General features: G+C 45.7%; 19 protein-coding genes and 1 tRNA gene. 8 read left to right on the top strand and 12 right to left on the bottom strand.

Translation table 11 applies throughout. The annotated features are described in order from the left end of the window. Positions 1 to 54: 54 nt before the first annotated feature. Positions 55 to 1,053, bottom strand: a complete 999-nt coding sequence (gene argC / locus JFQ59_RS05040; RefSeq protein WP_202319321.1) for an N-acetyl-gamma-glutamyl-phosphate reductase — start codon at positions 1,051 to 1,053, stop codon at positions 55 to 57. Between the two features lie 40 nt (positions 1,054 to 1,093). Between argC and JFQ59_RS05035 the strand changes: the two genes are divergently transcribed. The 5 genes from JFQ59_RS05035 (at position 1,094) to JFQ59_RS05015 (ending at position 5,003) form a co-directional block, all read left to right on the top strand. Then, a complete protein-coding gene (locus JFQ59_RS05035) occupies positions 1,094 to 1,381 on the top strand; it encodes a DUF167 family protein (RefSeq protein ID WP_202319320.1) in 288 nt (95 codons plus the stop codon). Positions 1,382 to 1,420: 39 nt separating this feature from the next. Next, positions 1,421 to 1,518, top strand: a tRNA-Leu gene (locus JFQ59_RS05030). A gap of 73 nt (positions 1,519 to 1,591) precedes the next feature. Then, a complete protein-coding gene (locus tag JFQ59_RS05025) occupies positions 1,592 to 3,379 on the top strand; it encodes an AMP-binding protein (protein ID WP_202319319.1) in 1,788 nt (595 codons plus the stop codon). Between the two features lie 89 nt (positions 3,380 to 3,468). Beyond that, positions 3,469 to 4,428 carry a replication factor C small subunit gene (locus JFQ59_RS05020; RefSeq protein WP_202319318.1) on the top strand — a complete coding sequence of 320 codons (960 nt, stop codon included), beginning with the start codon at positions 3,469 to 3,471 and terminating at the stop codon, positions 4,426 to 4,428. Next, positions 4,428 to 5,003 carry a tRNA(Phe) 7-((3-amino-3-carboxypropyl)-4-demethylwyosine(37)-N(4))-methyltransferase gene (locus JFQ59_RS05015; RefSeq protein WP_230972315.1) on the top strand — a complete coding sequence of 192 codons (576 nt, stop codon included), beginning with the start codon at positions 4,428 to 4,430 and terminating at the stop codon, positions 5,001 to 5,003. Before JFQ59_RS05020 ends, JFQ59_RS05015 begins: the two co-directional genes overlap by 1 nt. Here the strand turns inward: JFQ59_RS05015 and JFQ59_RS05010 are convergent. Continuing rightward, complete coding sequence (locus tag JFQ59_RS05010; RefSeq protein WP_202319316.1) at positions 4,984 to 6,018, bottom strand: DUF373 family protein; 1,035 nt, start codon at positions 6,016 to 6,018, stop codon at positions 4,984 to 4,986. The genes JFQ59_RS05015 and JFQ59_RS05010 overlap by 20 nt on opposite strands. 42 nt (positions 6,019 to 6,060) lie before the next feature. Next, positions 6,061 to 7,215: an acyl-CoA dehydrogenase family protein gene (locus tag JFQ59_RS05005; protein ID WP_202319315.1), complete on the bottom strand. Its 1,155-nt coding sequence runs from the start codon at positions 7,213 to 7,215 to the stop codon at positions 6,061 to 6,063. 137 nt (positions 7,216 to 7,352) lie between these two features. Between JFQ59_RS05005 and JFQ59_RS05000 the strand changes: the two genes are divergently transcribed. The 3 genes from JFQ59_RS05000 to JFQ59_RS04990 are packed head-to-tail and all read left to right on the top strand — an operon-like array spanning position 7,353 to position 8,668. Then, positions 7,353 to 8,138 carry a HesA/MoeB/ThiF family protein gene (locus JFQ59_RS05000; protein ID WP_202319314.1) on the top strand — a complete coding sequence of 262 codons (786 nt, stop codon included), beginning with the start codon at positions 7,353 to 7,355 and terminating at the stop codon, positions 8,136 to 8,138. Next, a complete protein-coding gene (locus tag JFQ59_RS04995; protein WP_230972314.1) occupies positions 8,110 to 8,343 on the top strand; it encodes a sulfurtransferase TusA family protein in 234 nt (77 codons plus the stop codon). Before JFQ59_RS05000 ends, JFQ59_RS04995 begins: the two co-directional genes overlap by 29 nt. Before the next feature lie 40 nt (positions 8,344 to 8,383). After that, complete coding sequence (locus JFQ59_RS04990; RefSeq protein ID WP_202319312.1) at positions 8,384 to 8,668, top strand: ArsR/SmtB family transcription factor; 285 nt, start codon at positions 8,384 to 8,386, stop codon at positions 8,666 to 8,668. Between the two features lie 20 nt (positions 8,669 to 8,688). On the opposite strand, the gene larE is transcribed toward JFQ59_RS04990, so the two are convergent. From larE to JFQ59_RS04945, 9 genes are all read right to left on the bottom strand, one after another. Further along, positions 8,689 to 9,513, bottom strand: coding sequence for an ATP-dependent sacrificial sulfur transferase LarE (gene larE, locus JFQ59_RS04985; protein WP_202319311.1), 825 nt, complete (start codon positions 9,511 to 9,513; stop codon positions 8,689 to 8,691). A gap of 29 nt (positions 9,514 to 9,542) precedes the next feature. Next, positions 9,543 to 9,866 carry a hypothetical protein gene (locus JFQ59_RS04980; RefSeq protein WP_202319310.1) on the bottom strand — a complete coding sequence of 108 codons (324 nt, stop codon included), beginning with the start codon at positions 9,864 to 9,866 and terminating at the stop codon, positions 9,543 to 9,545. Position 9,867: 1 nt separating this feature from the next. After that, positions 9,868 to 10,338 (bottom strand): hypothetical protein, encoded by a 471-nt coding sequence (locus JFQ59_RS04975; protein ID WP_202319309.1) that lies wholly within the window; start codon positions 10,336 to 10,338, stop codon positions 9,868 to 9,870. 79 nt (positions 10,339 to 10,417) lie between these two features. Next, positions 10,418 to 11,065: a hypothetical protein gene (locus JFQ59_RS04970; protein ID WP_202319308.1), complete on the bottom strand. Its 648-nt coding sequence runs from the start codon at positions 11,063 to 11,065 to the stop codon at positions 10,418 to 10,420. Positions 11,066 to 11,103: 38 nt separating this feature from the next. Continuing rightward, a complete protein-coding gene (locus JFQ59_RS04965; RefSeq protein WP_230972313.1) occupies positions 11,104 to 11,442 on the bottom strand; it encodes an ATP-binding protein in 339 nt (112 codons plus the stop codon). Further along, positions 11,408 to 11,812 (bottom strand): hypothetical protein, encoded by a 405-nt coding sequence (locus JFQ59_RS04960; protein ID WP_202319307.1) that lies wholly within the window; start codon positions 11,810 to 11,812, stop codon positions 11,408 to 11,410. The genes JFQ59_RS04965 and JFQ59_RS04960 overlap by 35 nt, the downstream gene beginning before the upstream one ends. Positions 11,813 to 11,913: 101 nt before the next feature. Further along, on the bottom strand, positions 11,914 to 12,306 hold the full coding sequence (locus JFQ59_RS04955) for a hypothetical protein (RefSeq protein ID WP_202319306.1): 393 nt from the start codon (positions 12,304 to 12,306) through the stop codon (positions 11,914 to 11,916). A 472-nt stretch (positions 12,307 to 12,778) separates the two neighbouring features. Then, on the bottom strand, positions 12,779 to 13,027 hold the full coding sequence (locus JFQ59_RS04950) for an ATP-binding protein (protein WP_202319305.1): 249 nt from the start codon (positions 13,025 to 13,027) through the stop codon (positions 12,779 to 12,781). Then, positions 13,005 to 13,235 (bottom strand): carboxymuconolactone decarboxylase family protein, encoded by a 231-nt coding sequence (locus tag JFQ59_RS04945; protein WP_330999847.1) that lies wholly within the window; start codon positions 13,233 to 13,235, stop codon positions 13,005 to 13,007. Before JFQ59_RS04945 ends, JFQ59_RS04950 begins: the two co-directional genes overlap by 23 nt. Positions 13,236 to 13,281 lie beyond the last annotated feature (46 nt).

Genomic DNA, 13,281 nt, shown 5'->3' with positions numbered 1-13,281 from the left:
TTCCCTGCCTTATACCTTATCTCATCTACTGGCGGTCTAAAAAATTTTCTCCAGTCAGGGGAAGAGTGGTGGCAGTTTTAGTCCCGTTTCCTCATCAAGGCCAGTAATGAGATTCATGTTCTGCACAGCCTGCCCGCTGGCACCTTTCACAAGATTATCGATTGCTGAAACCACAACTACCCTGTCTTCTCCAGGATGAATCGATATGTCGCAGAAGTTGCTACCTCTAACCTGAGAGAGGCTCACACCTTCCTGCAGTCTGATGAAAAAGCAGTTGCTGTAAAATTTTTCATAAATCTTGTATAACTCATCCCTGTCCAGCTCTCCCCTGAGAAAAACATGAGCGTTGGTCAGAATCCCCCTTGAACCCGGAAACACCTGAGGTGTGAACGATATCCTTATGTCGCTCTGAAGCTTTCCCAGCTCCTGGACCATCTCATAGTAATGCCGGTGGGCCGTAATCTTGTATGGGACTATCGACTCGTGAAGATTGGGATAGTGTGTAAAGGCCGACGGAGAATCCCCCGCACCCGTTATTCCGCTCTTGCAGTCAAAAACCACCCTCTCAACAAGTTCAAGTTTTGCAAGAGGGGCCACAGCAAGTACTGTGCCTGTAGGGTAGCACCCGGGATTTGCAACAAGGTTTGCCCTTTTTATCTTTTCTCTGTGAAGTTCGGGCAGACCATAAACCGCCTCAACATAACCAACATGCTCTTTTCCGTAAACTCTCTCGTATGTTTCCTTATCCAGCCTGTAATCTGCCGAGATATCCACAACCTTAATTCCGGAATTCAGAAGATCGGGAACATACTTCATCGCCTCTCCATGAGGAACGGCAGTAAACACAACATCACAATCCGTGAAGTTGTCAATATCGGGACTGCAAAATTTCAGGTCATAAAATCCCTTGAGAAATCTGTGAATCCTCCAAATTTCCCTTCCCTCGTATCTTCTTGAGGATGCTGCCGTAACATTCGCCTCGGGGTGTGTGACGAGAATTCGGAGAAGTTCAGAACCCGTGTACCCGCTTGCTCCTATTATTCCGACCTTCATGAGGAAAAGATTAAGAGGCTTAATATAGAGTTTTCTGAGGATGATAGAGAAGGCCTTAAACGAGGCAGGAGAGTGGACTGTTCTGAGTGTGGAAGTCACACCGAATTCAAAAAGCGTTGGTTTTGGCTACAATCAGTGGAGAAAAACAATAGAAATACGGCTTAAAAGCCCACCCAGGGGGGGCAGAGCAAATAAAGAGCTTTTACAGATTCTGAGCGAGATTTTTGGCGAGGCAGAAATTGTTGGCGGGGAAAAATCACGGTTCAAGAAGGTGAGAGTTAGGGCAAGAAAAGAAGAGGTGATTGAGAAACTCGAATCTCTCCTGTGAACCAAAATTTTGATAAGCAGATTATAGAAGTAGACATGAGCGGGGGTTGCCGAGTGGCCAAAGGCGGTGGACTCAAGACCTGAAGGGGAGAAATCCACTCCCGCAGGGGTTCGAGGGTTCGAATCCCTCCCCCCGCATATTTGTTTCCAGCGAAAGGGTTTTAAGGTAGAGATTTTTAACAAAATCAAACAAGATAAATAGAGGTGTAAAATGAACGAAACAGAATATTTCAGCATTTTAGAAGAAAGGTGGAGTAGAGTATGGCCACATCCATCGCTTCCCAGAAAACCTATTTATCCTCTGGGAAAGATACCAATACACGAATATCTGGAAAAATACGCCGAAATGCAGCCTCAGAAAGACTACATAATATACTACGGTAGGAGAATATCTTACAAGGAAATGGATGAACTGAGTAACAGACTCGCAAACTACCTGCTTCAAAATGGCTTCGGGAAAGGAGACAAGGTGGCCCTTATCCTCCCAAACATGCCGCAGTTTTACATTGGATTTTTTGGTACGCTAAAAGCTGGCGGAGTTTGTGTGTTTCTCAACCCAATGCTTAAGGAAATGGAACTGGAATACTTTCTCAAGCAATCCAAACCCAAATTTGTACTGACTCTGGACTTGCTATATCCCCTGGTGGACAGAGCCGCAAAAAAGGTCTCAAACAGAAGTCATGTTGTAGCGGCATCCTTTCAAGATTTCCTGCCCGAAACCCCGGAAATCCCGCCCCACCCATCAATGAAGACGGAGTCACAAATTGATGATGCTCCTTGCCTGCAAGACCTGCTATCAGACAGTTCTCCAAAAAAAGTCAGCATAACAACAACAATTGAGGACTACGCAACGATGAATTTCACCGGAGGCACCACCGGTTTACCCAAAGGAGTCTACCACAGGCATCTGGACATCATATACACCGGTGCCGGTATGTACACATATTACAATGCACATCTGCTTGTAGAGCTCTACCCTGATCGAAATGTTGACTTTGAAAAATTTGCGAAAGAAGTTGCGGAAAGCGATGTAGCACTGGCAGCGATGCCGATATTCTGGGTTGCGGGCAACAACATGGGCATCGTTTCTCCCACAATTTCGGGTTCAACCGTGGTGTTGCTCACGAGATGGGATGTGAGGGCGGCAGTTGAGGCAATTGACAGGTACAGGGTAACAACCTTCTACGCCCCGTTTGACCTCTACTGGGAAATCATAAACTATCCGGATGTTGGAAAGTATGATCTTACATCTCTGAGAAGCTGCACCGGCTCCAGTTTTGTTAAGAGCCTTACGAAAGATCTCAGACAAAAATGGAGAGAGCTCACGGGTGCAATACTCAGAGAGGCTGCTTACGGTTTAACAGAAACCTACACCAGCGATACATTTACTGCCGGCTTTCACAAAAATGACATGGACATCGAAAGATCGGAAAGGTATGGCGGATCCTTTTGCGGTATTCCTATTCCAGAAACATACATAAAAATTGTCGACGAAAATGGCAATCCGGTTCCACTTGGAGAGAAAGGGGAGGTCGTAATAAAATCCCCCTCGGTAGTCAGTGAGTATGTTGAAAGGCCAGAGGAGACCGCAAAATCCTTCAAAAATGGCTGGCTGTTCACCGGAGATATCGGCATGTACGATGAGGACGGTTTCTTCTATTACATATCCCGTAAAAAATACATGCTCAAAGTGTCCGGAATCAGTGTTTATCCAACACAGATAGAGTTCATAATGCTCAGCCATCCGGCTGTGGAGATGGTCGGGGTTATTGGAGCTCCAGACCCTGAAAAAGGACAGGTACCCATAGCTTTTGTAAAATTAAAACCGGGATATCAGCTCACCGAGCAGGATTTGCTGAAATGGTGTAGAGAAAACATGGCACCCTATAACGTTCCAAAACGGATAATAATTCGCGAGCAGTTACCGCTTACGGCAACCGGAAAAGTGATAAGAGAGGAGCTGGTCAGAGAGTACGAGCAAATATCCGGCAGCGAATAACATGGGTCATCATCACGTCATTAAACTTTTCCATCCACCTTGGTTTTGTAACAGCAGAGTTTTTATGCATGAGACGATAAATAGCACCGATGGAAAACTTTGAGATCTGGGTAGAAAAATACCGCCCCCGGACGCTTGATGAGGTCGTTGGTCAGGAGGATGTTATCAGAAGACTCAGGGGTTACGCTGAAAGGAAAAACATTCCTCACCTTCTGTTTTCAGGTCCACCCGGTACTGGCAAGACTGCAACATCCATAGCCCTCGCAAGAGACCTGTTCGGCGAAAACTGGAGAGACAACTTCATAGAGATGAACGCCAGCGATGAAAGAGGAATAGACGTGGTGAGGCACAAAATAAAGGAATTCGCCAGAACTGCACCGATTGGTGGCGCTCCATTCAAAATAATATTTCTCGATGAGGCTGATGCACTGACTGCAGATGCTCAGGCTGCCTTGAGAAGAACCATGGAGATGTATTCAAAGAGTTGCAGGTTTATTCTCAGCTGTAATTATGTCAGCCGCATTATAGAGCCGATACAGAGCAGGTGTGCAGTGTTCAAATTCCGTCCTGTTCCTAAAGAGGCGATGAAAAAAAGGTTACTGGAGATATGCGAAAAGGAGGGTGTGAAGATAACCGAGGATGGGCTTGAGGCCCTGCTGTATATCTCCGGCGGAGATTTTAGAAAAGCAATCAACGCCCTGCAGGGAGCTGCTGCCATCGGCGAGGAAATCAATGCTGATACAATCTATCAGATAACAGCAACTGCCAAACCTGAAGAACTTGGCCAGCTCATAGAAACTGCTCTGAAGGGCAACTTCCTTGAGGCAAGACAGATGCTTGACAGACTCATGATTGAATACGGGATGAGTGGAGAGGACATAGTATCGCAGCTTTTCAGAGAGATCATATCGCTGCCAGTAAACGAGAAGGTAAAAGTTTACCTGATAGACAAGCTCGGAGAGATTGACTTCAGACTCACAGAAGGAGCAAACGAGAGGATTCAGCTTGATGCATATTTAGCGTATCTCTGCACACTTGCAAAGAAGTGATGTGGGAGCGCTACAGGAAAGACAAACTTGAAAGGTACATTGCAGCGAAAAGAAGTGGAGAGGTTGATAAAGACATAGTACCGCTTCTTGATCTGATCAACTCCATCGAAGGTCTTGTAACTCTCTCAAGCTGCAGCGGGAGGATAGCTGTTATAGATACTCCTGAGATCGGAGATAAGCAGAGATCATCCTTTCTGGGCAAGTGGCACTGTAAGGTGGGCAAGGAGGAAGTTGTGGAGGCCGCGAAGAGGGGGAGATTTCTAAGCTGGTTTATTCAGTATCCACCCATAATCCACCTCTCGTGCAAAAATATTGAATTTGCGGAAGTTATTATGAAGGTGGCGAACAACACCGGTTTCAGAAGATCCGGTATCATTTCTCTGAAGAACCATGTCGTCGAAATAGCCTCACTTGAAAGAATCGAACTGCCGATAGCGAGGAGTGGTCGGTTAATAATTTCGGAGAGTTATCTTGAAGAGGTTGTTGCGCTGGCCAACAAAAAGCTAAGTAAGGGAAAGCAGAAACTCGAAAGACTGTTCAAGGAGATAAAAGCTCTCAAAACCTTCTTAGAGTGAAAACTCCGATAGCAGCGATAAGTATCGCTCCAAATATAGCACCTCCTAGCTGCTGGATAGAGTTTGGAGATTTGGGGTTCAGCACATATGACGAGGACGCCCAGACGAGCAGACCAAAGGCGATGAGAAGGAATATCATCGTAAAGTACTTTGAAACCTTTCTGTTCTCTGCGTAGGCATCGGCAGCCTTTGCCAGCAGGGAAAATATGCCCGAAAGAACAAACCACCAGGTGCTGAAAAATACGAAGTTTGCCACAGCCTCCGACGGATTTATGATGTTCGCAGAAGCATTGAATCCGTTGACTATACTGATGATAAGCAGAATTGCAGATGTGACGTAAAACACAAACGATAGTCTACCCTCAACAAGAGATATCCTTACAGAATCCAAGAACTCGCCGATATTCTTCTCCCAGCCATAGGCTTTTACCATGAAATAAATCCCCAGGAAGAAGATTATACCTCCCAGACCCCACTCAGGATGCTGTAAAACCAGAAATATGGCATACACGAGAAATATCATACCTATCGGTGCGAGGGTAATTCTTGCAATTTTCGGATCGTTTAACATTCTTCTGATCATGAAGTACGTGCTCTCTATCGTCCTGCTTTGCTTTACCACCACCCTGTGAACTGAATCGATCTTAACCCTCGATGAAATTATTGGCAGCACGAACTCGTCCTCCGATCCGTCTGTAACAACAATCGCACTTGACGGGTGGAGGCGCATCATCACCCTGTCCAGCTGGTCGGCAATTTTAGAATCCGAAACGACACCAACACTCTTGTCCCCGCAAACCACCACAACCTCCACATCTTCTCCGGCATTCTTGAGTTCATCATAAACCTTAACAGCCGCAAACAGAGCGTTCACATCCGAATCTTCGGGATCAGCAGTTCCAAGCCTTACTGCCGCAGAAACCACATTATCCTTTCCGATTACAGGTGAAGATATGCCAGCTTTTTGACCGAGGTCATCGTCCCTGTCTATAACCAGAACAACCTTTTTCACCATTAAAACAAAGTCTTAAAAATATATAAAAAGGTATCTGATGTGCTACTTGAATTTGCCTATTACGCTTCTCGCTATTGTGTTTAACTGGACTTCCTTCGTGCCCTCATAAATTTCTGTTATCTTTGCGTCCCTGAAAAATCTCTCGACCTCGTATTCAGCTATATAACCATACCCACCGTGCATCTGCACAGCCTCATCAGATATCCTGACAGCGAGCTTTCCTGCATAGTATTTCGCCATTGAGGTCAGCTCCGGATCAATCCTGCCCTGATCATAATTCCAGGCTGCCTTGTAGATAAGCAGTCTTGCTGCTTCAAGCTGAGTTTTCATGTCGGCTATTCTGTGCTGAAGTGCCTGAAAAGCTCCTATTGGTTGCCCAAACTGCTTCCTCTGCTTAACGTAACCAACAATTCTGTCAAAAGCACCCTGAGCAATGCCCAAGGCCTGAGCTGCGATCTCAATCCTGCTTTCATCGAAGAACTCAAGAACCTGATAGAATCCCCTGTTCAGTTCCCCGATTACCGCTGAATCGTCAACCCTGACATCCTTGAAAACAACCTCGGCTGTTGGAGACGACCTTATACCAAGTTTTCCTGTGATCTTGTTCGTGCTGAGTCCGGGAGTATCCTTTTTTACCAGAAATGTTGTGAAGCCTCTGTAGCGGGGCTGAGCATCGGGATTTGTTACAGCCAGCACCACGTAATAATCGGCTATCGGGCCGTTTGTGATGAACGTCTTCGTACCGTTAATCACCCATTCATCGCCATCTTTCTCCGCCTTCGTTTTTATTGCAGTCAAATCGCTGCCAGCCTCAGGTTCTGTATAACAGCCGGCAGTTATGGCATTTCCCGATGCGACCTTTGGCAGAACCTCCTTTTTCTGTTCCTCGCTGCCAAACCTCATCACAACCTCAGACGAGAAATCCGAGAGAATTATGGCACTGCCTATCGTGCTGTCCGCTCTGCAGAATTCCTCGACTATCAAAATGTTCTCAAGAACGCCCATTCCTGCTCCACCATACTCTTCGGGGAAGTGTACCCCGATAAAACCCAGCTCGCAGGCTTTTTTCCACAGATCAAATGGGAACTCCTCGTTTCTGTCATACTCTTCAGCTCTCTCCTTGGTGAATTCATTTGTTGCAAACTCTCTTGCAGCATTCTTAATATCCCTCTGTTCCTGAGTAAGCTCAAAGTTCATGATGGTAGTACCGGGAGAAACATTTAATAGTTTGCGATACTGCTCACAGCCTGAACGTATTTTACAGGTTCTTGACCAACCAAAAATTTTAAGTCCTTACTTAACACTGTTATAATTAAGATACATCGGTGAGAGGTATGCTTTCAAAAGAGCAGATAAAAAGATACGGCAGACAGTTGATAATCTTTGGAGGAGACAAGCAAGAAAGGTTGCTTAGTTCAAGCGTTCTTGTGGTGGGTGCTGGAGGGCTTGGCAGCCCGGTGATTCAGTATCTTGCCGCTGCGGGGGTGGGAAAGATAGGGATAGCAGACGGAGACGTTGTCGAAATCTCCAATCTGAACAGACAGACGATCCACGCAGGTAATCTGGGAATGAACAAGGCAGAGTCAGCAGCGATGTTTGTTGAAAGGCTGAATCCAGATGTGAGTGTTAAGGTTTACCCCTTCAACATCACACCGAGAAATGCAAGAGAAATTGTAAGGTGCTATGATGTGGTGGCTGACTGTACGGACGGTTTCACGCCGAGATATATCCTCAATGATGCATGCGTGCTCGAAAAGGTTCCGCTCGTTCACGCTGCAGTTCTGAGATTTTTCGGTCAGCTGATGACGGTTCTGCCCGGTACAGCGTGCTACAGGTGCTTTCTTCCCGAGGCACCCTCAGACTACCAAACATGCAGAGAGGCCGGAATTACTGGGATTACAACCGGATTTTTCGGTCTTCTCCAGGCCAACGAGATCATAAAGCTTTTTCTGAACATGGGAGAATTGATGACAAACAGAATCCTGTGTGCTGACCTGCTCAGCTACGATTTCGATATTGTGGAGGTGAGTAAAAACGAATTCTGCCCCGCATGTGGAAAAAATGGGATTAAGGAGATGAGAGAGGATGCATATGAGGAAACATGCAGACTTCGAGCTTGATCTGAGAGGAGAAGTATGTCCCTTCACATTCATCGAGACAAAATTGAAGCTTGAAGAGATGAAAAGCGGAGAAGTTCTGGAGGTTATTGTGGATCACGAGCCTGCAGCGAGAGATGTGCCAAAAAGCATTGAAAGTGAGGGGCATGAGGTTATTGACGTTCGCAGAGATGGCGATGTATGGAGAATAGTTGTGAGAAAGAAGTAGATTCGGAAAAAATTTAATCCCGCTCTTGAGAAGGTGATATGTGAAGTTCGAGGATTGGATTGCAGCCGGGTCTCCGGAGGAGGCGGAAGAGTACCGGAAAAGGTTTAAAATGGCAATAGCCAACTCTACAAGAAGAAAAATTCTTGAAGAGCTATCAAAAAGTCCCAGAAAAGTTGAAGAACTCAGAGCTGAACTTGGACTGGACGTAAAGCTGCTCAAGTACCATCTCGACACGCTGGAGAAGGCAGACTGCATAGTTTATGACGGGGAGTCGATCAGGCTGACGAAAGAAGGAGAGGTACTGGCAAAGCTCGTGCAGAGATGACATCTCTCCAAACCACGCTGCTAACCCTCCTCCGAGCGACGGTGACCTTTAAACCCGGAGAGTTTACCGGTTCTGTATCCCTCCATATCAAAGAGGATATACTCATATCCGAGCTTCTTCAGACCATCGACGATTGAGTCCATAACCACCTCACTGAACAGTTTTCTCCTCTCACTTTTGCCAACCTCAATCACAGCCATGCTGCCAAAATCCCTCACCCTTAACTCCCTGACATTTACTATTTCCACAATTAACTCCTCCGCCTTCTCCACCCTCCTGAGCCTTTCCTGTGTTATGCTCTCTCCAAACGGTATTCTTGACGCCAGACAGGCCATTGAGGGTTTGTCGGCAAACGAGAAACCTCTCTGTCTTGCTATCTCACGGATCTCCTTTTTAGCAAATCCAAACATTGCCCATGGAGAATAAACCATCCCGAACTCCTCAACAGCCCTGAATCCCGGTCTGTGTCCTTTCAGCTCATCGGCATTCGTACCCTCGAACACTGCCTGAATGCCCCTTCTCCTGGCAAAATTGACCAGAGCTGTCAGAAGATTCTTTTTACAGTAGTAACACCTGTCAGGGGGATTCCTGACAAATTCATCAATTTCCAGTTCATTTGTCTCGATAAACTCGTGTTTAACACCGATCTCCCGGGCAATTCTTTCCGCATCCCTCAAATCTTTTCTTGGGGTTGTGGGGGAGATGGCTGTAACTGCGATAACTTCCTCATTGACCTCCTTGGTGAGAGCAAGCAGTGTTGAGCTGTCAACCCCTCCGCTAAAAGCGACAGCTACGCTCTCAAAACTGGAAATGAAGTTCCTCAACTTTTCGAGTTTTTCCTCCATGCTTAATTTCCGCTGCCTCAGTTAAAAAATTAAAGGTGCAGGGCGAAGAAACCTGCTATTATTACAACGCTCAGCAGCGAGAATACTGCAACTACTACAGCCAGCTTGCTTGCAGCTCTCTCCGTAAGCTCCTCCCCTCTATAACCCCACATGCTCACAAGAGTGACAGCCACGAATACAGCGATGACGAGGATTCCCTGCCCCACCCAGTGATGGCCAAAGGTATCTGCCAGCCATTTGTAGATGCTCTCGTCAGTTTCCTTGGCAACCACCAGTATCGCATTGAATAACGCTGCCACTGCAAATCCTGCAACGGATCCGACAACAACGCCCGGCCTGTTCATCTCCGCCATCTCAACCACCTGCCCTCATCATCCACGCCTGCTTTGCCGCTAGACCTATCCAGGCTCCAAGCGCATCCATCAGAAGGAATCCCAGCAGAAGGATGATCAGAATTGATATCAGCAGTCTCCTTCCAGCTTCACCTGCCGGATTTACAGAATAAGCAGTTATCGGCAGAAGTGCAGAAAGTATCAGACCAGTGTAAAATATGTGTTCCTTGGTCTCCATCCCCAGAGAATGTGCTGCTCTCGTATCATCGAAAGATTTTATCACTGCCTTGTCCGTGCCGTACTCTGTTGTGTAGACCGGTATAACTGTTACCCAGGATAACCAGACGAATATGGCAATCAATAAGCTCAGAATTCTGATTGTAGACAGATCTCCAGCTTTTTTGACAAGTAAAGCAAGAGTTGCTGCTCCAAGTAAACCTGAAAGGAGTGCAAAAAATACGTGAATCCCCGCTTCCATACCCGGTGCTACCATACTACCACCTCCTAAACAGTGTTATTAACTGTGTTTACAAAATATTTAAATTTTTTGATGGTTAATTTAAATAAAACTATTAATCGATATAGATTAGATAGGTAACCGCATAAAGTAGATGCAGTCCTAAAAGAGAGAAACCAAGCTTCTTCAGAGTGATGCGTGATGAGAAAATGAGAACGAACAGTGAGCAGGCCGTAACGGCAGCAAATACAAAAACTGGAGCGAGAATGTAAAACAGTGATGAGAGAACTGTCAGACTCAGATAGTTCCTCCAGTCTGTTCTTTTTCTGAAGATTGCTGACTCCGCCGTGAGCAGGTTAAAGATAGTCAGTGATATGAGCAGTACCAGCGGACTGAGAATTTTCAGGCTAATTTCGCCAGACAATCCTGCCATAAGCGGAAAGGGAAATGTAAGAAGCAGAGAACCGGTTACAATGAACAATCTCTGTGAACTGGTAAGTCTGTTAATGGCAAAGAGCAAGGAGTACGGGATAACAACAACCAGAAAATCCGAATTTTTAAAAATTCCGAACGTGATGAGAGCTGCAAGCATCAGCAGAAAGACACGACCCCTTTTACCCGGCCTTTTATCCAGCAGAGAGTTGACAGAGAGAAGAACCAGCAGGCTGGCAGTCAGACCTTCTATCGAGAAAAATTTCAATCCCATAATTGTGGATGCGAGCCATATACTCCATGCTCCACCCATTCGCGGAATCAGATTCAAGAACCGCTTGCGATTTTCCAGCTTAAATTTCTGCAGTTTCATAGCTCTGCAGGCTTGTGGTGCTTCGCAAGCTTTTCAAGGAAGGAATCAAAATCTATTCTCTCCAGAATGCTCCAGTCAAACGGTTCGGCATCTCTGATTTCGATGTACAGAGCATTGCTGGGGCAGACTGCTATGCATGATCCATATCCATCGCACAGTTTCTCATCAACGAGCTTCGCCTTTTCGTCTTCGAGAGTTAAGGCTGATGTGGGGCAGGCATTGACGCACCTGCCACACCCTATGCACATCTCTCTATCGATCGCTATTATCTTCCTCCTCACACCGATCACCTGTCCAATCTCAATGTCCTCTGTGAGCTCTCTTCTCTGCCTCAATCATCCTCTCATCTATAAACCCCCTGTAATCCTCGACCTCTCCTCCCACTCTCACAATATACCTGTTAACCTTCTTATCCCCTGCAGATTTTTCAACCATCATCTGCATGGCAATGCAGCAGGGCACCTCCATGGTGTAGACGTCTATCTCTTCAGCACTGGATTCGGCCATTATCATTTTTATTTTCTCAAACGTTCTTTTCGGGTCTTCAAGCATCGGACAGCCTATTATAACTGTCTCCTTGGCGAATCGATCTCCAAGTTCTCTGTTTATAAGCACAGCGCAATCTGCGGCGAGTGTTAGCTTCCTATCCTGCATAAATTCCGCCTTCGGATGGACAAGCAGTATCTTAACCGGCCACTGTCTCATGGAATAACCTGAGATTTCAGTGGATGTCTACTTTTTCCCTAAAACTTTCGGTTTACTCCAAATTTGCTGCAGTCAAATTCAATTATTTTGAATAAAGAAGTTTAAATAAAGATCACATTATCTGCACCGAGAACCTCGGTTAGGCCCCCCACTTTATCAACCCAGGATGGAAGTTCATCTTCCCTGATGTTGAAAAGGGCCATGCTTCCGGAACAGGCAATGACCCTGAGTGTTCCGAAAGCTTTGCCAACATTCACAACCTGCTCGATTCTTTTCACAATTCCCTTTTTCATACCCTCTCGTATCTCCCTTTCAGCCTCTTCGCTTTCAAACACCTCATATCCTCTGCACAGGTTTTTCAATGCCCAGTATGACAGGAACACCTGTGTTTCCTCCCCCATTGATGCAAGAACGCTCGCGATGCTGAATCCGTGATATATCCTATCCCACTCACCGCTGTGGATGATGATGCCGTTTATCCTGTCCTGCTCCATATTAAACGCTGTTAAATAAACGTTTATAAAGTTTTTGTAAAGCTAGTGGGTTTATATGGTCCAAAAATTTTTGACCTTTTAAACCCTTCTAAACTCACTCATTCCCCAACATCTCATCGAAAAGCTTAGCTGCCAAACAAACCCTTAACTTCAACAGGCTACCTGCTCCAGAATGCATCTTCTGGCGTCTGGAGATGGTGTTTGGTGCAAGGTTCTCATGGAATCTAACGTTATAACGTTGTTGTACCAGTAAACGAAGCCATCTCTGTACCTGCTGTGGCAGTCAAAGATTTCTCTATCTTGCCGTTTGTTTGGGGATGCTTTATTCTGGAAGTTACCAGCTTTGTACCAGGAGATTCCATACGATGTGGTTAATCTATGCTCTGTTGAGATAATACGGCATCTGCATCTATTTACGTGATTCACACGGTCAGTTAAGTTGGTTTTGGTTTACCTCCAGCTAACGAGGTAATCATCTGGAATTTCGTAATTTCTTTGAACATCTTTGTTCTATCACTACTTTTGTTCTTACGACATCCTTGCCTCCTAAGAACTCCATAAAGTCTTTGGGATACTCAACACCGAAATTTCTGTACATACCGAAATTGGACTCATCTGTATCAACAACAAGAACCCTACCTTCTTTCGCAAGTTCTTTTGCAATTAAGGCAACCACAACACTCTTTCCGCAAGCACCTTTACCGCACACCAGTATTTTCATCGCTTTCACCCAAAACATATCTAACTCCAGAGCCGAATCTGACAAGGGATGCCACTAATATCACCTCTACAATCTCCTTTCTGCTTATTCCCTCTTGATACGCAAGCTTTACATGGTGATCAACGCAAAAGTCGCAGCCAACAGCTACCGCACTTGCGATCGCAATTAGCCTCTTCATCCTTGCCGGTATCGCTCCATCTTTCATGATCTCTTTGCTGAAACTTCAAAGTCTATCCCTTCTTTTTTAACACTTC

The sequence above is a fragment of the Archaeoglobus neptunius genome, from assembly GCF_016757965.1.
Taxonomy (GTDB): Archaea; Halobacteriota; Archaeoglobi; order Archaeoglobales; family Archaeoglobaceae; genus Archaeoglobus; species Archaeoglobus neptunius.
Note: the sequence above shows the minus strand (reverse complement) of the source record. Positions and strands in the feature narration are given on the sequence as shown.